Annotated in this window: 22 protein-coding genes and 1 pseudogene; 9 read left to right on the top strand and 14 right to left on the bottom strand. The window is 54.3% G+C overall.

What is annotated here, in order from left to right:
- Positions 1-18: 18 nt before the first annotated feature.
- The 6 genes from QN359_RS10570 to QN359_RS10545 form a co-directional block, all read right to left on the bottom strand.
- Positions 19-3165, bottom strand: a complete 3147-nt coding sequence (locus tag QN359_RS10570) for a CusA/CzcA family heavy metal efflux RND transporter (protein WP_322248370.1) — start codon at positions 3163-3165, stop codon at positions 19-21.
- An 8-nt stretch (positions 3166-3173) separates the two neighbouring features.
- Positions 3174-4427, bottom strand: a complete 1254-nt coding sequence (locus QN359_RS10565; protein WP_322248369.1) for an efflux RND transporter periplasmic adaptor subunit — start codon at positions 4425-4427, stop codon at positions 3174-3176.
- Positions 4424-5725, bottom strand: coding sequence for a TolC family protein (locus QN359_RS10560; RefSeq protein WP_322248368.1), 1302 nt, complete (start codon positions 5723-5725; stop codon positions 4424-4426). The genes QN359_RS10565 and QN359_RS10560 overlap by 4 nt, the downstream gene beginning before the upstream one ends.
- Positions 5726-5830: 105 nt before the next feature.
- Positions 5831-6199 carry a hypothetical protein gene (locus tag QN359_RS10555; protein ID WP_322248367.1) on the bottom strand — a complete coding sequence of 123 codons (369 nt, stop codon included), beginning with the start codon at positions 6197-6199 and terminating at the stop codon, positions 5831-5833.
- Between the two features lie 35 nt (positions 6200-6234).
- Positions 6235-7137, bottom strand: a complete 903-nt coding sequence (gene bla, locus QN359_RS10550; RefSeq protein ID WP_322248366.1) for a class A beta-lactamase — start codon at positions 7135-7137, stop codon at positions 6235-6237.
- A gap of 58 nt (positions 7138-7195) precedes the next feature.
- Positions 7196-8314: a hypothetical protein gene (locus QN359_RS10545; protein WP_322248365.1), complete on the bottom strand. Its 1119-nt coding sequence runs from the start codon at positions 8312-8314 to the stop codon at positions 7196-7198.
- A gap of 676 nt (positions 8315-8990) precedes the next feature.
- Here QN359_RS10545 and QN359_RS10540 point away from each other — a divergent pair.
- Positions 8991-11012 carry an ATP-dependent helicase gene (locus QN359_RS10540; protein ID WP_322248364.1) on the top strand — a complete coding sequence of 674 codons (2022 nt, stop codon included), beginning with the start codon at positions 8991-8993 and terminating at the stop codon, positions 11010-11012.
- Positions 11013-11024: 12 nt separating this feature from the next.
- Here the strand turns inward: QN359_RS10540 and QN359_RS10535 are convergent, their stop codons facing one another.
- Positions 11025-11453, bottom strand: a complete 429-nt coding sequence (locus QN359_RS10535) for a carboxymuconolactone decarboxylase family protein (RefSeq protein ID WP_322248363.1) — start codon at positions 11451-11453, stop codon at positions 11025-11027.
- 88 nt (positions 11454-11541) lie between these two features.
- On the opposite strand from QN359_RS10535, the gene QN359_RS10530 reads away from it, so the two are divergent.
- The 5 genes from QN359_RS10530 to arsH all read left to right on the top strand — a co-directional run bounded on the left by QN359_RS10530 (position 11542) and on the right by arsH (position 14701).
- A complete protein-coding gene (locus tag QN359_RS10530; protein WP_322248362.1) occupies positions 11542-12447 on the top strand; it encodes a LysR family transcriptional regulator in 906 nt (301 codons plus the stop codon).
- 61 nt (positions 12448-12508) lie between these two features.
- Positions 12509-12868: a metalloregulator ArsR/SmtB family transcription factor gene (locus QN359_RS10525; RefSeq protein ID WP_322248361.1), complete on the top strand. Its 360-nt coding sequence runs from the start codon at positions 12509-12511 to the stop codon at positions 12866-12868.
- Positions 12865-13551 (top strand): MIP/aquaporin family protein, encoded by a 687-nt coding sequence (locus tag QN359_RS10520; RefSeq protein ID WP_322248360.1) that lies wholly within the window; start codon positions 12865-12867, stop codon positions 13549-13551. The genes QN359_RS10525 and QN359_RS10520 overlap by 4 nt, the downstream gene beginning before the upstream one ends.
- 15 nt (positions 13552-13566) lie before the next feature.
- Positions 13567-13998, top strand: coding sequence for an arsenate reductase (glutaredoxin) (gene arsC / locus QN359_RS10515; protein ID WP_322248359.1), 432 nt, complete (start codon positions 13567-13569; stop codon positions 13996-13998).
- Positions 13979-14701: an arsenical resistance protein ArsH gene (gene arsH / locus QN359_RS10510; RefSeq protein WP_322248358.1), complete on the top strand. Its 723-nt coding sequence runs from the start codon at positions 13979-13981 to the stop codon at positions 14699-14701. The genes arsC and arsH overlap by 20 nt, the downstream gene beginning before the upstream one ends.
- 165 nt (positions 14702-14866) lie before the next feature.
- Here the strand turns inward: arsH and QN359_RS10505 are convergent, their stop codons facing one another.
- The 7 genes and pseudogenes from QN359_RS10505 to QN359_RS10475 all read right to left on the bottom strand — a co-directional run.
- Positions 14867-16228 (bottom strand): ATP-binding protein, encoded by a 1362-nt coding sequence (locus tag QN359_RS10505; protein ID WP_322248357.1) that lies wholly within the window; start codon positions 16226-16228, stop codon positions 14867-14869.
- Complete coding sequence (locus tag QN359_RS10500; RefSeq protein WP_322248356.1) at positions 16204-16869, bottom strand: response regulator transcription factor; 666 nt, start codon at positions 16867-16869, stop codon at positions 16204-16206. Before QN359_RS10500 ends, QN359_RS10505 begins: the two co-directional genes overlap by 25 nt.
- 51 nt (positions 16870-16920) lie before the next feature.
- Entirely contained in the window at positions 16921-17475 is a 555-nt protein-coding gene (locus QN359_RS10495; protein ID WP_322248355.1) for a cytochrome b, read from the bottom strand.
- 47 nt (positions 17476-17522) lie between these two features.
- A complete protein-coding gene (locus QN359_RS10490; protein WP_322248354.1) occupies positions 17523-18281 on the bottom strand; it encodes a hypothetical protein in 759 nt (252 codons plus the stop codon).
- Positions 18282-18300: 19 nt separating this feature from the next.
- Positions 18301-18753, bottom strand: coding sequence for a hypothetical protein (locus QN359_RS10485; protein ID WP_322248353.1), 453 nt, complete (start codon positions 18751-18753; stop codon positions 18301-18303).
- 28 nt (positions 18754-18781) lie between these two features.
- Positions 18782-19564, bottom strand: a complete 783-nt coding sequence (locus QN359_RS10480) for a hypothetical protein (RefSeq protein WP_322248352.1) — start codon at positions 19562-19564, stop codon at positions 18782-18784.
- Between the two features lie 413 nt (positions 19565-19977).
- Positions 19978-20208, bottom strand: a pseudogene (locus QN359_RS10475) (helix-turn-helix transcriptional regulator); the annotation flags it as partial.
- Between the two features lie 244 nt (positions 20209-20452).
- Between QN359_RS10475 and QN359_RS10470 the strand changes: the two are divergent.
- The 3 genes from QN359_RS10470 to QN359_RS10460 all read left to right on the top strand — a co-directional run bounded on the left by QN359_RS10470 (position 20453) and on the right by QN359_RS10460 (position 22575).
- Complete coding sequence (locus QN359_RS10470; RefSeq protein ID WP_322248351.1) at positions 20453-21073, top strand: DUF6088 family protein; 621 nt, start codon at positions 20453-20455, stop codon at positions 21071-21073.
- On the top strand, positions 21066-22112 hold the full coding sequence (locus QN359_RS10465; RefSeq protein WP_322248350.1) for a nucleotidyl transferase AbiEii/AbiGii toxin family protein: 1047 nt from the start codon (positions 21066-21068) through the stop codon (positions 22110-22112). Before QN359_RS10470 ends, QN359_RS10465 begins: the two co-directional genes overlap by 8 nt.
- Positions 22113-22173: 61 nt before the next feature.
- Positions 22174-22575, top strand: coding sequence for a Hachiman antiphage defense system protein HamA (locus QN359_RS10460; RefSeq protein WP_322248349.1), 402 nt, complete (start codon positions 22174-22176; stop codon positions 22573-22575).
- Positions 22576-22646: the final 71 nt, after the last annotated feature.

Genomic DNA, 22646 nt, shown 5'->3' with positions numbered 1-22646 from the left:
CGGGTCGAGCTGCTTGTTTTAGTAATCCGATACCGATGGCTGTCCACGCAGTTTATGCGCCAGCTCATACAGTAAAGGCAAAACGAGTAAAGTTAGCAAGGTCGACGACAAAATTCCACCGATCACGACGGTCGCCAACGGTCGCTGCACTTCCGCACCGGTGCCGCTGGCCAGCGCCATCGGGATAAAGCCGAGTGATGCGACCAGCGCGGTCATCAAGACCGGACGCAGCCGTGTCAACGCCCCTTGTTCAATTGCCGGCAGCAAGGCCATGCCTTCTTCGCGCAAGGAGCGAATGTAAGCGATCATCACCAAGCCATTGAGCACGGCCACACCGGACAGCGCGATAAAACCTACCCCCGCTGAAATCGACAGGGGAATATCACGCAACCACAGCGCCACAATCCCGCCGGTAAGGGCAAACGGCACGCCGGTAAATACCAATAAGCCATCTTTGAGATTGCCGAACATCGCAAACAATAAAATAAACACGAGTAGCAATGCCAGTGGCACAACGATCTGCAAACGCGCTTTAGCCGATTGCAACTGCTCGAAGGTGCCGCCCCAACTGGTCCAGTAAGCGCTGGGAATTGTCACTTTCTGCGCCAGCTCTTGCTGCGCTTGCGCGACGAAGGAGCCGATGTCACGACCACGGACATTCGCCGTCACCACCACATTGCGCTTACCATTTTCTCGGCTGATTTGGTTCGGCCCCGGTACCAACTCGATACGCGCGACCTCGGCCAAGCTGATATAACTGGCAGCGCTACTGCCTTCCACTGTCGGCAAGCGCAGCGGCAGGCGGCGTATCGCTTCGATGTCGCCACGCAGGCGTTCCGGTAGCCGCACCACGATATCGAAGCCGCGATCGCCTTGGAACAAAGTGCCGGCGACGCTGCCGCCCACCGCGGTGGCGATGACTTCCTGTACATCACTCAAGGCCAAACCGTAGCGAGCCGCCGCATTGCGATCGATAGCGATATTGAGTACCGGTAAGCCGGTAGTTTGTTCGACCTTGACGTCGGCCGCACCGGCAATACCGTTCAACACCGTCGCGATCTCGGTTGCCGTGCGATTCATGACCGCCATCTCATCACCGAAAATTTTCACGGCGACATCGCTGCGCACACCGGAAATCAACTCATTGAAACGCATCTGTATCGGCTGGGTGAACTCATAATTATTACCGGGTACGGCTTCGACCGCGCGCTCTATCGCCGCCACCAGATCCTCTTTGCTGCGCCCGGGATCGGGCCAACTGGTCTGGGGTTTGAGCATGATGAAGGTATCGGCCACATTCGGCGGCATAGGATCAGTCGCGATCTCTGCCGTGCCTATTTTGGCGAACACCCGTTCGACTTCGGGGAAGCTTTTGATGGTGCGTTCAAGTTGCTGCTGCATTTGCAGAGCTTGGCTCAGACTGGTGCCGGGAATGCGCATCGCATGCAGGGCGATGTCGCCTTCATTCAGACTAGGCACGAACTCACTGCCCAACCTGGTCAGCAAACCGAAACTGAGCAGCATCACCAGCACGGCGCTGCCGAGGACGGTTTTCTTGTTCTGCAAGGCCAGTGCGAGCAGTGGTTGATACCAGCGCTTAGCGACTTGCATGAGGCGATTTTCTTTTTCACTCACATGCTTGCCGATAAACAGAGCAACGGCGGCCGGAATGAAGGTAATCGACAACAGCATCGCCGCCAGCAAGGCCGCTACCACCGTAAACGCCATAGGGTGGAACATCTTCCCTTCGACACCGGTAAGTGCAAAGATAGGCAAATACACCACCATGATAATCAGTTGACCATATAACAACGGACGGCGTGATTCCTTGGCCGCGGCAAACACTTCATGAAACCGTTCCGTGCGCGTCAGTTGGCGTCCCACCGCAGCCTGTGCATGCGCCAGTCGGCGCACACAATTTTCGACGATGACGACGGCACCATCGATGATGATACCGAAGTCCAAGGCCCCCAGACTCATCAGGTTGGCGCTGACCTTATTGTTCACCATGCCGGTAAAAGTAAACAACATCGCCAGCGGTATTACCAAGGCGGTAATCAGGGCCGCGCGCATATTACCGAGAAACAAAAACAAGATCACTACCACCAGCAAAGCACCTTCGAGCAGATTTTTTTCTACCGTCGCAATCGCTTTGTCGACCAGAGTGGTGCGGTCATACACGGTCTTGACCGTAACCCCTTGTGGCAGGGTACGGTTGATCTGATCGAGTTTGGCCACAACGGCCTGGGCTACGGTGCGACTGTTTTCACCCAGCAGCATGAATACCGTGCCGAGCACGATTTCCTGGCCATTTTCAGTCGCTGCACCGGTGCGCAATTCGCGGCCTATCCCGACTTCGGCCACATCTTTAATACGAATGGTGGCATTCTGGCGCTGGGCCAGCACGATCTCGCCGATTTCTTCCAAAGAAGCCAACTGGCCGGGCGCGCGGATCAGATATTGCTCGCCGCTTTTTTCTATGTAACCGGCACCGACGTTGGCATTATTTTTTTGCAGCGCAGTGACGATATCTTGCCATTGCAAGCCATGGGCGAGCAATTTCTCCGGCAGCGGTGCGACTTGAAATTCCTTGGCATAGCCGCCTATGGTATTGATTTCGGTAACCCCACGGACATTGCGCAACTGCGGTTTGACGATCCAATCTTGGATTTCGCGCAAATCCACCGCGGTATACGGCGCACCGGCGGCGGTCACGGCATGCGCTGTGGCTTCCACCGTCCACATCACAATTTCACCGAGCCCAGTGGAAATCGGCCCCATGGTCGGCTCTACCCCGGCCGGCAATTTGGCCTTGGCCTCTTGTATCCGTTCGTTTACCAATTGGCGGGCGAAATAGATATCGGTACCATCCTCAAAAATCACCGTCACCTGCGACAAACCGTAACGCGAGAGTGAGCGGGTTTGCTGCAGACGGGGCAGGCCGGCCATCACAGTTTCGATAGGGAAGCTCAGTCTTTGTTCGGTTTCCAGCGGTGAATAGCCAGGCGCAGCCGTATTCACCTGCACCTGGACATTCGTGATATCAGGTACAGCATCGATCGCCAAGCGTTGAAAATTATAGACGCCCAATAATGCCAAGCCCAAGGTGATCAGCATGATGGTCCAGCGCTGATCAATCGAAAAACGGATTATTTTCTCAAACATCTCAGCTCCTAGTGTTCATGTGCAGCGGAGGCTTTGCCGAGCTCTGCTTTGATCAGAAAGCTATTCTTTGTGACATAGCTTTCACCGGCTTGCAACCCGCCCAACACCTCGGTCCACTGGCCATCGCTACGGCCAGCCTTAAGCACACGGGCTACGATGTAGTCTCCTTGACGAACAAACACCTGCGGCTGATTTTCTATCTGCTGAATCGCCTCATTCTTGATCGCCAAGGGCACCTTGCTTTGTCCCGATGCCAGCGCCACCTGTACCGTCAAGCCCGGATGCCAGCGCCGCTCTGTGTTCGGCAGCACCAAGCGCGCCAAGGCTTGACGGGTTTGTTGGCCCGCCACCGGGCTGAGGAAACTCAACTTGCCAGTGGCACTGGTAGCAGACGATTGGGCGCTGACTTCGGCGCTTTGTCCCGGCCGAATTTGATCGAGATCAGCGGCAGGAATGGTCAACTCTACCCACACCGTCGCCAAATCGGCCAAGGTAAACACGGCACTGTCTTCCTTGAGTGACTGGCCGACCGCGATCTGTTTTTCGGTAATGGTGCCGCTAATAGGTGCGCGCACCTCATGCCGCGCCAGATGTTGTTCGTTACGAGGCAAACCAGCACCAATAACCGCGAGTTTTTGTTCGGCATTGCGCAAACCGATTTCCAGCTCTTGCAAGCTGATGCGGGCGGCTAAAAAGTCTTGTTCTGCCGAGATTTTTTCATCCCATAATTTCTTTTCACGCTCGAAACTGCGCTCGGCCAAGGCATAGCGTTTTTGCGCTGCCAGCAATTCACTGCGCTGGTCGGCCAAAGCCTGACTGGAAACCACCGCTAACAATTGCCCGGCTTTGACTTGGTCGCCAGCGTTGACGTGCACGCTCTCGACGATACCGGCCAAACGCGGAACGATTTGCACCACGCGATCTTGATTGAGGCGCACTTCGCCGGTCAATTTCAGGCTGGTTTTGAGATCAATCGGGCCGACCGCTGCAAATTCAACACCGTTTTGTTGTGCCGTTTGTGCATTCATCGTGATTTTTCCCACTTCTTCTTCGGCGTGTTCGGCCTGGCTAGGCGCACGTGCGGGAGCGCCGTGTTCATCGCCGGCATGGGCGGTTGCTTCACCGGCATGCGCATGCGCCGCTTCTTTACCTGCGCGAGCATGGCTGGCAGCAGGCGTGCGCCAGTAGTAAAACAGACTGCCGGCAACAAGCAACAGCAGGGCGATCAACAGGCCGATACCGGCGCGAGTAGAACGTGTCATAAGGTATCCTTGGTTTGCATAGTGGAGTACAGGCTCAGCGCCGGATCGGCCAGCAGGCTCTCGATCTCGCTGGCGGCTTGATGGGCATCGGACAAACTGCGCAGATGCTGCGCTTGTGCCAACAATAAGGAGCGCTGGGCGTCGGACACATCAATAAAGTTGAATTTGCCGTATTCAAAGCCCTTGAGCGTCATCTCAAAGGCGCGTTGCGCACCCGGTAAAATTTCTCGTTCCAGCAAGCTGTGTTCATCCAAGGCCACACTCAGGCGCTGGTGAATTTGCTGCAGTTGGCTGTAGAGCAGACTTTCGCTGACGGCCAACTGGTCACGGGCTTGATTCAAACGCGCGCTGGCTTGCTGCACATTGCCCTGATTCCGGTCTGACCAAGGTAGCGGAATCGCAATGGCGACCAAGGCTTGTTGCCGCCCGGTTTCGGCTTCGCGCTTGGCACCCAGACTGACGCTCAGATCAGGGATGCGGCGGCTGCGTTCCAATTGCAGATTGGCTTGCCCTTGCTCGACCGCCAAGCGGACACGCTGCATCGTTGCCGCTGCGCGAAGGCGCTCTGATAGCGCGACCATGCTCGGCAGCTCGGGCAAATCATCGAAGCTGCCGCTGAGTTCAAAATCATCGGCCTGACGTGCGCCCCAGTTGGCGGCCAAACGCTGACGCGCTGCGAGTAAGGCACTGTCAGCCTGACTGAGCTCGATGCGAATACCACTTTCAGCCACGCCCGCCTTGGTTTCTTCTATCGCAGAAATTTTCCCTGAAGCGACTTGTTTGGCGGTCGTCTCTCTGACCTTGCGAGCCAGATCGAAGGAGTGGCGCGCCAAGCGGCGACGTTCTTCGGCAATCAACACGTCGAAAAAACCGCGCGTCGCGGTGGCGCGAATTTCCGCTGCTTTGATCGCCAGTTCATTATTTGCGATGGCCGCCTCGCTTTGGGCCAGAGCAATCCGTGCCGGACGCTTGCCAGCCAACTCCAAAGCTTGGGTAATTTGCACCGTGGTGCTACGATTATCGGCACGACCGGCATCTTCCACCGTGATGCCGAGTTCCGGATTCGGACGCAAACCTGCTTGCAGCAAGGCCCCGGCACTGACATCGAGACCATGACGGGCCGCCGAAATCTCACGATTGGCCGCGAGCGCTCTTTGCACTGCCGCAGACAAGCTCAAGGCGCGCAGTGGGCTTGTTGCGGCTAAGGGCGATGTGGCAGAGGCGGGAGCTTCCGCCGCCACGGCGAGTGGACACACTAACAGCGCCGCTAAATGCAGCGGCAATATAAATTTTTGCATAGGATACTCCTGAAAAAAAACAAGAAAATATCCGGCAACGACCTGTCAGGTCATGGCTTCAAGCTAGCCGTAAGGCAAGTAGGGGTGACAGATGGATCGCCGGACTCAGGCGAGGGCGATCCAGTTGGGGCGATCGGGTTGCTCCGAATCGGTTTGTGCGGTTTGTGCCGGCGGCGCGGCGATTTTCATTTGCATCATCAAGCCAGCCAGATACTGCGGGTCGGGCTCGTGACTAAGCCAAGAACCATGCGGGCAGGCTGCGCAATCGGCATGCGCGGCCGAATTAGCTGGCGTCGATTGACTCAATTTACTGTCCGCATCGCCATCGGTATCGGCATCGTGATGTTGATGCGCATGATGACCGAAGTGTTGGGCACTGCGACCACTTTCATGCTGGCAATACGCGCTCACCACCGTCCAGCTTAATTGCAGCAGGATACAGAGGCTTAGCAGGAACGCGATTTTTTTTACCATGGCCGATATTATCATACCTCATTAAGTAAGCAGGATCAGCTTGGCCGCATTACGGACAAAATGATTTGAGTCGCCGCGACCAGCATCCCGTCACGCAGTGGGGCATCTTTTTTATCTTGCGTGTAGTACAAGGCAATGATGAGCGGAGACTTACCGGGCGGCCAGATTACGGCGACATCATTGGTCGAGCCGTAATCAGCGCCGCCAGTTTTGTCGCCAACCACCCAGTTTGGCGGCAACGCAGCACGGATTTTGTTCGCACCGGTGGTATTGCTGATCAACCAATGTTTCAATAATTCACGCTCTGCCTTGGGCAAGGCATCGCCGAGCACAAGCTTTTTCAGACTCGTGGCCATCGCCCTCGGGGTGGTGGTGTCACGCAAATCACCAGGCACGGCGCTGTTGAGCTCGGTTTCCCAGCGATCAAGGCGGAATTCTTGATCGCCGATTGAACGTGCGTAAGCCGTCACGGCAGCCGGACCACCGAGTAATTTCATGAGTAAATTGGCGGCGGAATTATCGCTGTAGCCGATGGCGGCGGCACATAATTCGGCAACCGTCATGCCGGTGGCCAGTTTTTTTTCGGTTTGCGGCGAGTAAGTGACGAGATCATCACGACGATAGTCTACTAATTGCTGTAATAAGCCAGCTTCGTAACGGCTGCGTTCGAGTATTGCGCCACCTAGCATTACTTTGAAGGTACTGGCCAATGGAAAGCGTTCATTGTCGCGATAAGCGAGCTCCGTGCCGTTGCCGGTATTGAGCACATACACGCCAAGGCGACCACCGACTCCACGTTCGAGTTCAGCGAATCGTTGTTGCGGTGGCATAAAGGGGGCGGGCAGTTCGCCAGTGACACAAGCACTCAGCGCCGGCAAGCTTGCCAGTGCTAACAATAAACGACGCCGCGCAGAAAACTCAGTGTAGGGAGGGTACATGCTCTATTAAAAGAAAATAGTGAATGAGGAGGTGGTGTTGAAATGGATTTTAGCGGCACTATTCGATATTGTCTGTAGGACTGGTACGAAATCTAGCTGACTGATCGTTACGGCGCGCTTCAATAATTAACTCGCCTATTTTTGATGAAACCCGCTCGCTGATATGCTCATGCTCTATTCTAGCAAGATAATCGGCAGGTGGAATCCACTCATCCGGATGGCGCGTCCTGTATTGTTCGACCGAAGCACGGTTCTGTTGATGGGCCAGTTGCACGGTCGGCAGCGCCATGATCAGCGTGGTCAGTTTTTCACGTAGCGCCATGACAGCCGGAGTGCGCGCTACCTCCACCTCTGTGCCGAAGATAAAGTCTACGTAGCCGACCGTGCCAGTCTGTATGGCGTCATCAAGCATGAGGATTTTCTTAATGAGCGCGTGCTCCATGACTCTATCGACGATCGCAGTGATCCGCGTTGCGTAAGCAGTCCGCCACACATCCAGTAAATCCGGTCTCGCAGTCACATCGGGGCTTGCCAGCGCGGCATCGAATTGCCTTCCGATGTAGGCGATGTGCGCTTCCAAGGCCAGCTCCAACTGCATCAAGCGAATGCCGTATTGGCTCATTGCTTGCGCTTGGCAGCGCTCGTCGAGTCCGTCCGAACTATAGCTCAGGCCCATGAACATGTGCTTGACAGCGGCGGTCATCACAGGGCCTACTTTTTGATAATAGATGTGTCTGGGTGTGCCTTCCGGTAAGGCTGTCAATATTTTACTGTCCAGACTGGCGCTTATTTCCTCTTTTTTAACGAGGTAGCCGGCATAGGGTGCGACTCTTGTTAGCCGTTGCGCTCCTTTCGAGGCCACGGTATTCAAGCTGTCAGTCAGGAGGGCGTGCATACCGCCCTTGAGCAAGCAGCGATTGAGCGTTTCTGCGGCCTGATACTGCAGTGAATTTGCCTGACGGGGATGAAAATTCCCCGGCGCACGCATGCCGCCTATGGCGGCAGTAAACCGGTCGCAGGAGGACTGTGCTTGTTCGGCTTTTTCTCCACACGCAGCCGGGTTCAGCGGCGCGGATGAGACCGCGCTGAGTGTGTTCAGTGGCCCCGATTCAGGCAATACCTGAGAGTGGCTGGTGGCAACAACATGAGTGGGCTTAACAGTTGCTAGATGTAGCAAGATCATTCTCCAATGTCTCGTGACGGGGCTTGCCATAAGGATGCAGAGATGCGCGAAAAGTAATGACTTAAAGGCACAGATGCTCAAAGCAGCGCGCCATTATAAAAAAAGAAAGCGCTGGTTAACATTAAAAAAACAATCATCTAAAATCTGACTATGGTTTGAAACCCCGGCCTTCAGAGGCTGTCGCAAAAGGGTAGTGAGTCGGTATCATTACCCCGACTGGTGGCCGCGTCGTTCCTGCGTGCTTTTGGCAGGAATCCAGCGACGTTCGTGGTTAACTGAAAATGCCAGAAATTGTGGCATTTTCAGTGTAAAAAACGACACTAGGTTCCCGCCAAAAGCACGCGGGAATGACGAGGTATACGGTGTTTCAGGTGTAAAAAAGCCTGATCATTACCCACAAGTTAGATCGATTACGCGCCCACCCATTCGCCCAATTCGTCATTGCCGCGTACGCGCCTTTTATATCTGTGCTGCTCCGGCGCAACAGAACGTGTTCATTTCACAGAAAAAAAAGTGCCCTTGATCGACCCTCCCACCCTGAAGGCACTAAGGTGCCACTTAGTTGTTCACGCCAGCAAGCAATAACGGATTCCATAGCCATATGCAGTCGCATCAGTAATAATGCTCGAGTATTTTTTCTTACAGTCAATTTTTACGCGAAAGAGCATCCATGCCGGTCACCCCGACGACAGAACAACAAATCATCGTCTCCAATACCAGTCGGGTCGTGCTGATTGAAGCCGTTGCCGGTGCCGGTAAAACCACCACGCTGGCACTGGTGGCGGCGCATGCGCAATTGGCACCGACAAAAATTTTGGCTTTGTGTTTCACCCAAGGTGCGAAAGGACGCTTGATCGAAAAACTGCTGCAAGAGGGCGCGGCACGCGGGATTTCGGTATTGACGATAGAGGAGTGGGCGCAAACCCAAATACAGCGCTTGGTACAATTGAATTACCTTGAGCGACCTAAAACTTACCGCAACGATGAGAGCATTCGCCACCATCTCGTTGCCGCTGCCAACGGTGTTTGGGAGCGCTGCCAACAACGCGGCGACGGCAGTGACTTCAATTTTGCTTTCGAACACGATAACAAGCGGCTGGAAGAATTGCTGCTCTTATTGACAAGACTGAAGTCAACCTTATCCTCATTGCAATTTTACGAAGAGGATTGCGGTCAAGAATGCTTGGATGCGCTGGCCGAAGAGTTTGATGTGCCAGCCGTCGCCATAGAAATCTGCCGCGCCTATGAAATGCGCAGGCAAGCCGTCGCCGGCGACTTTTTATGGCAAACCGCAGCCGATTTCGTACCCGATCTGGTGCTGATGCTGCGCATTCATAGCCAAGCTATCACCCAGATTCAAGCGTTTTCCTTAATTCTGGTGGATGAGTGGCATGACGTCAATGCGGCAGAATTCACGCTATTACAAACAGTTAAACGCTCGGCGCGACTGCTGGTGGTCGGCGATCGCGATCAAACCATCCATACCGCGCGCGGTGCCGATCTGCATTTTTCCACCACTGGCTTCGACCTCGGCTTTCCCGATGCGACCCGGCTCAGCTTGAGCCAAACCCAACGCTTCGGCCCGGCGCTTTCCCGAATGGCAAGCCGCTCCATCCATCCGCGCAGCTGCCTCTCCATTCCCGGCAGTCACACCCTGATCCGTCAGGTCAATTACTCACCGGACGACCCCAATCATTGCGCGACGCTGGTGGTGACGCAAATAAAAAAAATCTTTGAAGAAGAAGCCAAAACCAGCTATGGCGACATCGCAGTCATTGTGCGCGAGGCAGACCAAAGTTTGGCGATAGAAAATGCTTTTCTTGACAGCGGCATGGCCTACCACTGCGAAGGCTTCGACAGCTACCTGCTGCGCCCCGAAATACTCATGCTGCGTGCGCTCTTGCATTTGGTCGCCGACGATTTTACGTCCTTGCGCAATGACAGTGATGCCTGCAAGCGCATGGTTGCAGCACTCACGCTTTACCTCTCCGTACCGATTCACGATCAGCGCTGGCAAACCGATTACCACAGCGAAAATACCACCGGGCAAGCCTTCTCATGGATAGAGCAAGCAACCCAAACCATCATCCGCGACCCCGAAACCTTGGCGTTTTTTATCGATGGCGTTTTATGTAAGAAAAATGAGCACGACAGCACCACCGTTGCCGGTTGGCGGGCTCAGTTTGCCGCCGCCGTGGCAGTGCTGAGAGCCGATTTCAAACAAAGCAGTGCGCTCGAAGTGCTCAACTACATCAATACCCGGTTGCGCCTCAAAGATGCCACCAGCCGTGCCTTTATCAGTCGTGGTCGTGCGGATTCGGCGAGCCGCTCGATCCGCAGCTTCATCTCGTTTGCCGCCCGCTTCCAACAGCAAAATGCTGGCCAATTCTTGCTCGAACTCGCTGCGCGCCAAGAGAAAGCAGCCAAGTACAGGGCACGTCCCAAAGCCGAACGACAAATCACGCTGACCACGGTGGCAGCCAGCAAGGGGCAAGAATGGCCGCACGTCTTGATACCGTATATGCAAGAAAATGAATTCCCGAGACGCAATGACAAAGCCGAAGAAAAACGCTACTTCTACGTCGGCATCACGCGTGCCATGGAGAGCCTGAGCTTATTTGAACCCGACGACAAGCACGCCCATCTGCGCAGTTCGCTGCTGCATGGAGCTAGGGAAGTGCAGAGGCAATAGGACCTGTCGTCATCACGCCGGCGCTGTCGGAGTCGCATCCGCATTTGCTGCCCGCTGATGCGCAAACACTTCCTTAGCAGCAAACAGGCCGTTGAGTGCAGCCGGAAATCCCGCGTAGACGGCCATTTGCATGATAACTTCGACGATCTCTTGCTCCGAACAGCCAACGTTGCGGGCGCCGTGGATATGCACCTTAAGCTGAGGGGCAGCGTTAGCCATTGCGGTCAGCGCCGCGACCACAGCCAGTTCTCTGGTTCTGAGATCGAGTCCGGGCCTTGAATAGATGTCGCCAAAGGGAAATTCGATCAGCAAGCGTGCAAAGTCAGGAGCGATGTCGCGCAGACTTTCGATCACATTTTCACCGGCTTGACCATCGACCTCCTTGAGCTTGGCCCAACCCCGCAGATAGCGCTCGTTATCGATATTATGTGTATTTTCCATCATCATTTCCTTTGCCGTGAGTCGAACCACTACTGTAGCGCGCTCGCCAGCAGTGTATCCAATACCATTTTTGTGATACCTTTTCGGTATGAACGAAACCATCGATCTACGACAGCTACGCTATTTTCTGGCAGTGAGTGAAGAACGTCATTTTGGACGTGCAGCAGCACGTCTGCACATCTCGCAACCACCACTGAGCAGACAAATCCGACAATTGGAAAACCAATTAGGAGTAGAACTGTTTGTCAGACAGCCGACTGGCGTTTGCCTCACGCAGGCCGGCACAGCATTCCTGCCGGAAGTGCGGCGCACGCTGGCTCAGCTTGAAAAGGCGGTGGCAGCAGCGAGGGCAGAGCGCGGAACAGACGCTGGGCAATTTGTGGTCGGTTATACGACAGTGTTTGACCACAGTGCGATTCCGGACGTGCTGGATCGTCTGCGTGAGCGCTTCCCCAATTGCCATATCGTGTCGAGCGGAAAGCATTCGATCCGGCTGGTTCGTGACCTCAAAAACGCCAGCATGGACGTCGCCTTCATAGGCCTGCACACCAATACGCAGGATCTGAAAGTGGAAATCATTTTTGATGACCCCCTTGTGCTCGCCTTACCAGCCACGCATCGCCTCGCCAAACTGCGCAAAATTGACTACCACGAGCTGCGCGGCGAACCGATGTTTTGGTTCGAGCGCCGCCTCAATCCTGGCTTCTATGACTATTGCCAAGCATTTTTCGATCAAATCGACTTTCAGCCCCATGTCATCCCGGAGCCAGACTATCATCACATACTGTTAGGCTTGATTGCTGAAGGGCAGGGCGTCGCCCTGATCCCGGCGTCGCTGCGAAAAGTCAAATACCAAGGCGTCGTTTTTCGCGAGATGAAGGAACAGCACAAGAAGCTGTCCATGGGTATCGCCGTCGCCTACTTGGAGAGTAACCAGTCCCCCATGTTGCGCGCATTCCTTGATTTGCTTAAGCAAAAATATTTACCAGCCTAGACTATTTACTTCTATAATTCCATTATTATCGAAATAACGACTATTAATAAAAGAAATGCTCATGGAAAATAAACAAGCCATCGCGGCGCTGTCCGCGATGGCGCAAGAATCAAGGCTTGCCGTGTTCCGCTTGTTGGTACAAGCCGGTCCAGCAGGTGTAATCGCCAGTAAAATCAGTGCGCAATTAAGCATTCCCCCGTCTTCCTTATCCTTCCATCTCAAAGAACTGAGCCATGCCGAGCTGGTAAATGTGCGGCAAGACGGTCGCTTTATGATTTATACGGCGAATTTTGACACCATGAATGGCTTGCTGAGTTTCCTCACAGAGAACTGTTGCGGCGGCAATCCTTGTTTGCCCGCTCCGGCATCGCCTGCCTGCGCAACCGCGCTCTGTAATCCGCTTGAAGTAGGGCAGGTATGAGCCTCATAAAACGTCTGGTTTCGGAAGGCTTAGGGACCGCCTTTTTACTCGCCGTCGTGGTTGGTTCCGGGATCATGGCGGAACGCCTGGCCGGGGGCAACGTGGCGATTGCTTTGTTGGCAAATGCGATAGCGACTGGCGCTGGCTTGATTGCCCTTATTCTTATGTTTGGCGCAATTTCCGGAGCCCATTTCAATCCTATCGTGACACTCTCGCAAGCCTGGCAAAAAAACATGCCCACTGCAGAAGTGCTACCGTATATCGCGACACAAATTGTCTGTGGCTTTGCCGGTGTTGCAATAGCGCACGGAATGTTTGGCGAGCCGGTATTTTTCGCATCCGAGCATATCCGCACCGGGTGGGCGCAATGGGGGAGCGAATTTGTGGCCAGTTTTGGCCTGATCGCGGTGATCATCAGCACCTCCAGAAGTCAGCCATCGGTCACGCCATTTGCCGTGGCGGCCTATATCACCGCAGCCTATTGGTTCACCTCATCGACCTCATTTGCCAACCCAGCGGTTACCTTGGCCCGAGCCGCAAGTAATACCTTTGCCGGGATACGCCCAACTGACACCGCCGGCTTTATCGTAGCGCAAGTTTGCGGCGCAGCAGCGGCAACTGTGTTGTTCACCTGGTTATACCCTACAGCGCATCCAAGTAAGCTCACCGAAGCCGTACAATAATTGAAGGATTCAGCTATGCCTATCACGATCTATCACAATCCCAAGTGCGGGACCTCACGCAATACGCTGGCCCTGATTCGCAACACTGGCGCAGAGCCAACTGTGATCGAGTACTTGACACATCCGCCCAGCAAACAAGAACTGACAGCCTTAATCACAGCAATGGGCCTGCCTGCACGCGAACTCTTGCGCCAGAAAGGCACACCCTACGAAGAATTGGGATTAGCTGATTTGAACTGGACCGATGAGGAATTGGTCGATCAAATGCTCGCGCATCCCATCCTGATTAACCGACCCATCGTGGTGACGCCGCTCGGGGTAAGATTATGCCGGCCTTCCGAGCTGGTACTGGACATTCTGCCCTTGCCACAACTGAAACAATTCAGCAAAGAAGACGGCGAAAAAGTTATCGACAGCGAGGGCGCGCGTGTCACAAAATCTCACTGACTTACCCAATCTGCGGGCCGATTTATTCCAGCTCCCTGAAACAGAAAACTTCGCCTCTGCCACAGCCGCCACCCATGCGCCACGATTTTTATTGTTATACGGCTCCTTACGTGAGCGCTCGTACAGCAAGTTGCTGACACTGGAAGCCGCGCGTTTACTGACCGCGATGGGCGGCGAAGTAAAAGTATTTAACCCACAAGATTTACCCTTGCCAGATGCGGCTCCGGAAGACCATCCTAAGGTGCAAGAATTACGAGCCTTGACGCTCTGGGCAGAAGGCATGGTGTGGTGCTCACCAGAACGACATGGCGCGATGACCGGCATCATGAAAGCGCAAATCGATTGGATTCCACTATCGATTGGTGCGCTGCGCCCAACGCAAGGGAAAACTTTGGCGGTGATGGAAGTCTCGGGCGGTTCGCAATCATTTAATGCCGTCAACCAATTGCGCATACTAGGGCGCTGGATGCGCATGCTTACCATCCCCAATCAATCATCGGTAGCCAAAGCCTTTTTGGAGTTCGACCAAGCCGGCCGCATGAAACCCTCGGCTTACTATGATCGCGTGGTGGATGTCATGGAGGAATTGATGAAATTCACTTTACTGACTCGTAACAGCTCGCCATATTTGGTCGATCGTTACAGTGAACGTAAGGAAAGTGCGGAAGAATTGATGAAGCGGGTAAATCAACAAGCGATTTAGGAGAGGGTGGAGGAGCGCGAAAAGCAATATCATTTTACCAATTAACTCGCTTGGTGTGCAGAAAAGAAATACCGGCGGGCTCAATCTTGACCTTGCTTGCCAGTGGCCAGGCCGGATAACCCAAGGAACCACCAGGTCTTCGACGAAAGCTCGAAGGGTATTTCCTTAAAGTGCTTTAGCCAGCGGCACGAGCACACAGACACACAGGCCGGAATGCGCCACTTCGTCTGAGAATCCTAGTTTAATCTCAGCGCCAATCCGGTCTGTGACGGCCTTGACGATGGAAAGACCCAGACCTGATCCGACTTGATCGCTCCCAAGAGTGCGATAGAACGGGTCAAACACCCGCTCTCGTTCTGCGACTTGAATACCTTGCCCTGAGTCTTGGATTCGCAATATTGCACGGCCTTCCTCCATGGTGACAGAAAGATCAACCCTGCCACCATCCGGCGTGTAGCGAATGGCATTATCGACCAAGTTCTTGACTACGGCAATTACATCCAGTTCGTTCACCCAGAGTTGGACGTCTTGCTCTCCTTCGACGCCAATGTCGATGTGCTTGTCCTCGGCCAGAGGCATAAGGTCTTCCAGTACGCGTCGATAGACGTGCTGCACCGATACAGACGACTTGGGGCGGTCAAGTGCAGCCTGAGCCTTGGCCAAGGTGAGAAGTTGATCCAGCAGGTTCCGGCCACGCTCTATGCCTCGGCGCAATGTCATGAGACGTTCGCGCGCCAGGTCGGACATATCCGCCTCGGCCAGTCGCTCCGCTTGCAGTGACAAGGCGGTCAATGGGGATCGAAGCTCATGCGCCGCATCCGCGACAAACCGGCGCTGGGTTTCCATGGACTGGTCAACGCGGGCAAGCAGACGGTTGATCGCCACCACGAACGGGCGCACTTCGGCAGGGAGATGGCTTTCCTCAATGGGATGCAATTCTTGTTCGGCGCGCTGGTCGATTTCCGCCGACAAAGAAGCGATGGGCCGGAACATCTTGCGCACAAGGTCAGCCACGATCAAAAGCAGGATGGGAACCAAGATAAGAAATGGCATCAAGGTGCGCAAGGCGCTGCCGCGTGCAATTTCATCGCGAACGCCGGTTTCTTGCGCCACGGCGATCCGCTCGCCACTGGACGTAGTTTTGACCAACACACGGAACGGCTCGCCGCTGACATCAATCGTATGCAGACCATCGGGTAGGGTGATCGGTAGTGGCAGCGGTACTCCGGCATCGCCGTTCCCGGCCGCCTTGCTGCCATCTGCAAGATATTGGACGATGACGCGGGACTCTTCATCGCTGTCTTTGGCGCGGCCATCGTCTCCAAGATGGGCAAGCGGGAGGTGTTGCCGATCAAACAGCGCTGCAACTTGGCGCAGCATATCGTCTTGCAGTTCGTGAGCTTCGTCGAATGCGGATACGAAGGAAAAAATGCCCGCCACCAGCGCAATGACCAAAATGATCAGCGACAGCGAAAATGACAGCTTGAGCTGAACCGATTCGTTCAAGCGTTTTTTGAAACCATCCATCCAACCCCCCGGACATTCTTGATGACTTCGCTGCCCAGTTTGCGCCGCAGTGCATAGATCAGGAATTCGACGGCGTTGCTTTCGACTTCCTCACCCCATCCATAGATACGGTCTTCCAGATCGCTACGCGAGAGAATGGCTCCGGGGCGTACCAACAAGGCTTGCAACAAGGCGAACTCACGGTTGGAGAGTTGCACCGAGGCACTGTTGTTGACTGCCGCCTCCCGCGTCGCCGTATCGAGCGATACGACACCGTTACTGAGCACGGGCGTTGCGTTCCCCCCCTTACGTCGTAGCACCGCGCGCATGCGGGCCAGCAGTTCGGCCATCGCAAAAGGCTTGAGCAAATAATCATCGGCCCCGCCATCCAAGCCGCGCAGTCGGTCATCAAGGCCGTCGCGGGCGGTGATGATGAGCAGTGGAACCGGATTGTCTTTGGCGCGAATGCTGTTCAGTACCTCCAGCCCATCCTTGCCGGGTAGACCAAGGTCAAGCAACACCAGGTCATAGTACTGGCAAGCCAATGTTGTGAGGGCGGTTTGACCGTTCTTCACCCAATCGGCCGCATAAGAAGCATCTCTCAATGCCCCTTCGATGGCTTCGCCAATCATGGTGTCGTCTTCGACCAGCAATACTCGCACTCTGCCTCCTTCTGTTATTACTGGATGCCCGTTCAATTTGCTCTCTACCTGTCAAGGTAGCATTGAAGAAAGGACCCCATCCTTTAGTTTGAAGTGGTGATACAGGGCGGCCAAGGCATGAACTCCGGCTAACCAGATGATGGCATTGCCAAGTAGCTTGTGTACGTCCCCCCAATCTGCAAGACCTGCCAAATATGAGTCTGCGATGAATGGCAGTTCATTAATCCGAAACCCACCCAACAACGTCAAAGGATGTGCCTCACTTCCCAATGCCAATAGCGCAGTCAGCGGCAATGCAAAAAGCAATCCCCACAATGCCATGTGCATCAGTCGGGCGAGGAGATGCATCCATGAAATCATCTGAATCCTCGGGGCAGCAGGACGCACAGCAACCCATAACAAGCGCAAAAGTGTGAGCGTGAATACGGTAATGCCCAAGGACTCGTGCCATACGATGTCAATTCTTGTACCCGGGTCAATACCTTCATCCAGCAAACGCCCAAAGTCACCGGGGCCCAAAATGAATGCAATGATAACAATTATTGCGGTAACCCAATGGAAGGCTTTACTCAGTTTGTCGTATTGGGCAAAAACGTTATTTTTCATGTTTGACTGGATTTGAAGGATATTAGTAGCTATTTGTGGTCACATACTCAATGCGCGGTTCTAGCGGCACGTTGCTTGAACAGCAAGATAGCGATCAGAATGAAAGCAAAAAGCGCTGCTGATGCTGAATAGCGACTTAGGGCCAACCCGCCTGCACTGAGCGGCTTATCCAGAAAGTCCCCTACCACAGCACCGAGAGGGCGGGTCAAAATGAATGCTGCCCAAAAAAGTAGGGTTCGCGATACATTTGTCCAATAGTAAGATGCAACAAGCAAGGCCAACAATGCGCTGAACACAATGGCGCCGCCAGTGTAACCCAATCTTGCCGTATCGGCCGTCCAATCTCCCATTGCCGTTCCCAAGGTCTGAGAAAACATGATAGTGACCCAATAGAACATTTCGGCCTTCGGCGAACTGACCGTGCTGACCGAAACTGAGCCTAGCGTTCGATGCCATATAAACAAAGAACCAAACAACAAAGCTATAAGTAAGGCCGAGCCACCAGCATATCCAATACCAAGAGATCGGTCTGCAAAATCAGCCAGTGTCGTGCCGATCATGGTGGTTGCAATGATCGTTGTCCAGTAAAGGAATGGCTGAAAGGACTTGACCTTGATTTGCGCAAAGACCGCAACCAGAAATATGGCCGAGAAAATGGCCGTACCAATCAGGTAGCCCAAATTCATCGACATCGAAACGGCATCACCACCTGTTTCACCGAGCGTGGTGGCCGCAATCTTGATGATCCAGAAAACGAGAGTGACCTCTGGGACTTTGCTTAAGGATTTTTCTGCTGAAGTATTCATATTGATTCGTTTTCTCTGGTCAGAGCTTCGCTTGTAGGGAGTCGAAAGTGCTCAATAAGTCAGCCATAGCCTTTTTGCAGTCGGTTTGATTGGGGGCATCTGCACGCAGTGCGCTAAGGGCGGGGTCAATGGCTTTGTCGAGCCTGTGCCAATCAGCCGCTGCACGAGGCTTCAAGCCTGCCTCCGCCGAATCCCATGCGACCTCCAAGTCCTTGATCCGTGCCTTTGCTGCTGCTAGATCGCCCTTATCCACGATGGTGGCAACGTCTGCTGCAATGTTCCGAAATGCAGATAAGTCCCCCAATTTGGACGCGGGCTTTGCCTGCGGCGCGGAAGTGGTCTGACTTGGCGCTATTACGGCAGAGCCTGCGGTACCAGTGTCGGTGGATTTTGAGCATCCAGCCGCGAGGGCCAAGAGAGCGATAGCCGATAGTGCAGCAATAGGGCGGGTTAGCAAATTCAAATGACGCATGATTTTTCCTTGAATTATTAGGTAGAGGTTATTCGGCGGCTTGCGCATTCATGCGGCGGCCAATGCTGAACTGCGCAACGGCGACCAACATCACAATCACTGTCAGGAACAATGCGCTGGTCCACATGGCACCCATGCCAAGGCCGCCATAAGTTTTGGCCTGGGTCAGCAGGTCACCGAGCGCGGCACCGAAGGGGCGAGTCAGGATGTAGCCAATCCAAAAAGTCAGTACGGCGTTACCGCCTAGGCGGAATGCCGCATAGGTGATAGAGATCAGTGTGCCGAACGACGCCGCTCCCCATGTGAAGCCCAAGCCAAGCGCTTCCGTCGCCAAGTCACCTGCCGCAGTACCCAATGCAAATGTGCAGAGAATGGCCGACCAGTAAAACAACTCTCTACGTCGCGTGAAAATCTCATGGATAGACAAGCTGCGTTCCACCCAAAACCAAGCCGCAAAAATCTCCGCAAGCGCCACGGAAAATGCCGACGTGCTGACATACAGGCTAACGCCTAGCCCATCGGTGAGCAGGTCAGTAATCTGGGTGCCGACCACGCTGAGCAGTACGACCGTCAGCCAGTAAATCCAGGGCGTGTAGCTCCGCGTGCGCAGTTGCATGAATAGGGCAATAGCCAACAGTGCACCCATCACTGTACGAGTCATGCCTTGGCCGAAGCCTGCATTGACAGCCAGAAAGTCGGCTCCGGTTTCTCCGACCGTCGTGGACATGATCTTGATAACCCAGAACGAGAGCGTTACTTCAGGGACTTTATTGAGCCAGTTTGATGCGGAAGGCGTGGTCAGCGTATTCATGGAGTTATTTCCTGCAAAGGCGGGTTGTTCTTGCTGCAAGTCTGACCGGCCAAACTTAGGCCAGCCATAGGCTCATCATTTGCGCACCCATCCGATTTGGATGAGTTCTCCGAAAAGAACGCAGGTATTTGCGCAATGGAGAGATTACGGAATCTGACTTAGCCGGCACTGAGCAGCTCCAAAATAGCTTAGCGTGCTTTATTTTCCGTTTTCTGAGACGGCCCCTAAGAATGCTGAAAAAAACTCCTGTGTGGCAACTCAGCTTTAGTTAAATCAAACTTAATTTAACTTCTGTTCAAAGTTAATTTGTTCATGAACACATAATTGATTGAATTTAATAGAAATTGTCTTCTATATTTTTAAATTTGTTCATATTTGTTGTTCATGAACTTGCCTGGTGAAGAAGTTTAAACCTATAAGTTCACCATCTCCCCAGTGAAAGGGGTGGCGCATATACGGCCGCGCTGCTTCCTACGTCGTTGGCGCACGCCCGGGAACTCGGCGAGTTTCAGCGTGTCGGCGTTCGAGGCTTGGCGACGCGCCGCCAGCCAAGCTTTCACCTCCACAAAATCCCATACCACGCAACGCGGTGTCATATTGAAGCGTCTCGGAAATTCTCCACGGCGACCCATATCGTAGATCGTCGTATCGGCAAGCGGGACCGGTCGAGTTGACTGGAATCTTGCTTATCCACCTTTTGCTTCCCAAAGGGGCGATGCTTGATGAGTCATAGTTCGGAATTGTTCACGTAGAGCAATAATGGCTATCTGCAGTTTATGGGCAATTCGCTAAGGCATACTCGGGCAAGGCGCTGTCATGTCATTCGTCAGTCAACTTGACAAGTGTCAGAAGTTTTTACATAATTCTACCAAATAGGAGCGTTTCGTCATGCAGACCATTGCCAAACAAGTACTGGAATACGCAGCTGGGTTGTCGGAAGGCACCCCTTTGGTCGCGAAGGAGCTTCTGCATTTGGGGGGGAGGGCTGCTGTAGATCAAGTGCTCTCTCGCCTGGTGAGGCGCGGTGCCTTGTTGCGGGCTGGGCGAGGTATTTACGTCTTGCCCGTGGAGAGTCGTTTCGGGACGCATGCACCATCCACAAGCAAAATGGTCGAAGGACTGGCTAGTCAGCGTGGGGAAACGATCGTGCTCCATGGGGCAGCTGCGGCCAATGCGCTTGGCCTCACTACCCAAGTACCAATGAAGGCCATCTATCTGACATCCGGGCGCAATCGGCGTCTGAAGGTCGGCGCGCAAACGGTCGAATTCCGGCACGCGCCCATCTGGCAACTGATTTTTCCTGGCCGTCCAGCGGGAGAGGTAGTGCGGGCCCTCGCTTGGCTGGGGCCTGAGAAGGCTGGCGAAGCACTGCGCAAGCTTCGGACGAAACTGCAACCGTCTGAACTCGAAGAAGTCGCATCGGCGCGTTCGCGCCTACCGACCTGGATGGCGCAAGAAGTTAGCGCTTTGCTGGCGCAAGAAGTTAGCGCTTTGCTGGCGCATGGCTGAGTTTTTCGAACTCTCTAATGTTGAGCGCCTGGAGGCGCTCAACGCGGCTGCCAGCAGTTCCGGCCGTCTGCCTCATTTGCTTGAAAAAGATATCTGGGTAGTCTGGTCGCTGCGGCATCTGTTCGATGGCCCCCATGCTGGTCATCTGGTCTTCAAGGGTGGCACATCTTTGTCCAAGGCCTATGGTGTCATCCGCCGGTTTTCGGAGGATGTCGATCTGACCTACGACATCCGCGCGATCGCAGGTGATCTAATCGGAGACGCCGACGCACCGCTGCCAGCCAGCAAGAGCCAAGAAAAGAAATGGAGCAAAGAGATCCGGGCGCGCTTGGCAGAATGGGTTGCCAGCGAAATCGTACCGAGGCTCAAACAGGATCTAGAGCAGCAGTCTCTGCCCGCATCGGTACGCGCCGAAGATGACAAGGTCTTTATCGATTACGTTCCGTTGATCGCAGGTACTGGCTACGTTACTCCGGCTGTCATGCTGGAGTTCGGTGCCCGCTCTACTGGCGAGCCCAGTGAACCACGCCAAATTCAGTGCGATGCGGCCGCATACCTGCCGATGCTCGTGTTCCCCACTGCCACGCCGCAAGTGATGCGCGCCGAGCGTACCTTCTGGGAGAAGGCTACGGCGATTCATGTCTTCTGTGCCCAAGGTACTTTCCGTGGCGGTGAACGCTTTGCTCGTCATTGGCATGACGTGGCTCGGCTTGACACTGCGGGATTCGTTGACGCAGCCATTGCGGACACGGCGCTCGGCAAAGCAGTTGCCGATCACAAGAGAATTTTCTTTGCGGAGAAATCTCCGGACGGTGAACTGGTCGACTACCACGCGGCAGTTTCTGGCTGCCTGCAACTTGTACCTGACGACGGTGCGCTGGCAACGCTGGCTTCCGACTATCAGCACATGGTCGATGACGGCTTGTTCCTGGACGACGCTGAGCCCTTTGAGGTCCTGCTGGAACGATGCCGAATCATTCAGCAAAAGGCAAATGTGCCGTCGTCTCCGGTAGACGTTCCTTCCGACGAACCTGCGTAGACCGTACCTATGTGATTAAGCTAATACCATTTTAAGAAAACTACAACAGATCGGGGGATGAATGGCGCAGTTCGCTAAATGGTGTGCAGCCACCAAGGAGAGTGTCAACGGCCATGAGATGACGGTTCTCAATGCCGAGCCGAAGAAAATAAATGGTGCCGTCAAGGTGCTAGCAAAGCTCATCCCCTCGCAATACGCGTCAGGCGCCCGTGTCGCCCACTTAATGAAGACGTTGGGCAAGACTGCGGTGGCCGAATTCATCGAAGAGAAACTGCCCACGACCAAGCCCATTCGCTCCGGCGATCTTGGTGAGATATTGGGAACTTCCTACCTTGGCGAGTTCACAGCTTTCAAATACGGGGTTCAGCGCTTACGGTGGAAAGACCATCGCAATATGTCAATGCGCGGCGAGGATGTGCTCGCGTTTGGCGTGGACGCAGCCACAGGAGACGTGTTGGTGTAGTGGTCAAGTTATTTCGGACACATCAATAGGTTTTTTTTCTGCCATTTCTTTTTCGTAAATCATGGGCGGCA

The sequence above is a fragment of the Undibacterium sp. 5I2 genome (assembly GCF_035019605.1).
Classification (GTDB): domain Bacteria; phylum Pseudomonadota; class Gammaproteobacteria; order Burkholderiales; family Burkholderiaceae_D; genus Undibacterium.
This window is presented reverse-complemented; position numbering and strand designations above follow the sequence as displayed.

What these genes read in the sequence shown, in the direction of transcription:
- bla (WP_322248366.1), bottom strand. Translation starts at nt 7,137, where the DNA reads ATGTACCCTCCCTACACTGAGTTTTCTGCGCGGCGTCGTTTATTGTTA.
- QN359_RS10485 (WP_322248353.1), bottom strand. Translation starts at nt 18,753, where the DNA reads ATGCGTCATTTGAATTTGCTAACCCGCCCTATTGCTGCACTATCGGCT.
- arsC (WP_322248359.1), top strand. Translation starts at nt 13,567, where the DNA reads ATGCCTATCACGATCTATCACAATCCCAAGTGCGGGACCTCACGCAAT.
- QN359_RS10525 (WP_322248361.1), top strand. Translation starts at nt 12,509, where the DNA reads ATGGAAAATAAACAAGCCATCGCGGCGCTGTCCGCGATGGCGCAAGAA.
- QN359_RS10495 (WP_322248355.1), bottom strand. Translation starts at nt 17,475, where the DNA reads ATGAAAAATAACGTTTTTGCCCAATACGACAAACTGAGTAAAGCCTTC.
- QN359_RS10560 (WP_322248368.1), bottom strand. Translation starts at nt 5,725, where the DNA reads ATGCAAAAATTTATATTGCCGCTGCATTTAGCGGCGCTGTTAGTGTGT.
- QN359_RS10460 (WP_322248349.1), top strand. Translation starts at nt 22,174, where the DNA reads ATGGCGCAGTTCGCTAAATGGTGTGCAGCCACCAAGGAGAGTGTCAAC.
- QN359_RS10465 (WP_322248350.1), top strand. Translation starts at nt 21,066, where the DNA reads ATGGCTGAGTTTTTCGAACTCTCTAATGTTGAGCGCCTGGAGGCGCTC.
- QN359_RS10505 (WP_322248357.1), bottom strand. Translation starts at nt 16,228, where the DNA reads ATGGATGGTTTCAAAAAACGCTTGAACGAATCGGTTCAGCTCAAGCTG.
- QN359_RS10490 (WP_322248354.1), bottom strand. Translation starts at nt 18,281, where the DNA reads ATGAATACTTCAGCAGAAAAATCCTTAAGCAAAGTCCCAGAGGTCACT.
- QN359_RS10565 (WP_322248369.1), bottom strand. Translation starts at nt 4,427, where the DNA reads ATGACACGTTCTACTCGCGCCGGTATCGGCCTGTTGATCGCCCTGCTG.
- QN359_RS10570 (WP_322248370.1), bottom strand. Translation starts at nt 3,165, where the DNA reads ATGTTTGAGAAAATAATCCGTTTTTCGATTGATCAGCGCTGGACCATC.
- QN359_RS10540 (WP_322248364.1), top strand. Translation starts at nt 8,991, where the DNA reads ATGCCGGTCACCCCGACGACAGAACAACAAATCATCGTCTCCAATACC.
- QN359_RS10555 (WP_322248367.1), bottom strand. Translation starts at nt 6,199, where the DNA reads ATGGTAAAAAAAATCGCGTTCCTGCTAAGCCTCTGTATCCTGCTGCAA.
- QN359_RS10470 (WP_322248351.1), top strand. Translation starts at nt 20,453, where the DNA reads ATGCAGACCATTGCCAAACAAGTACTGGAATACGCAGCTGGGTTGTCG.
- QN359_RS10480 (WP_322248352.1), bottom strand. Translation starts at nt 19,564, where the DNA reads ATGAATACGCTGACCACGCCTTCCGCATCAAACTGGCTCAATAAAGTC.
- QN359_RS10530 (WP_322248362.1), top strand. Translation starts at nt 11,542, where the DNA reads ATGAACGAAACCATCGATCTACGACAGCTACGCTATTTTCTGGCAGTG.
- QN359_RS10520 (WP_322248360.1), top strand. Translation starts at nt 12,865, where the DNA reads ATGAGCCTCATAAAACGTCTGGTTTCGGAAGGCTTAGGGACCGCCTTT.
- QN359_RS10535 (WP_322248363.1), bottom strand. Translation starts at nt 11,453, where the DNA reads ATGGAAAATACACATAATATCGATAACGAGCGCTATCTGCGGGGTTGG.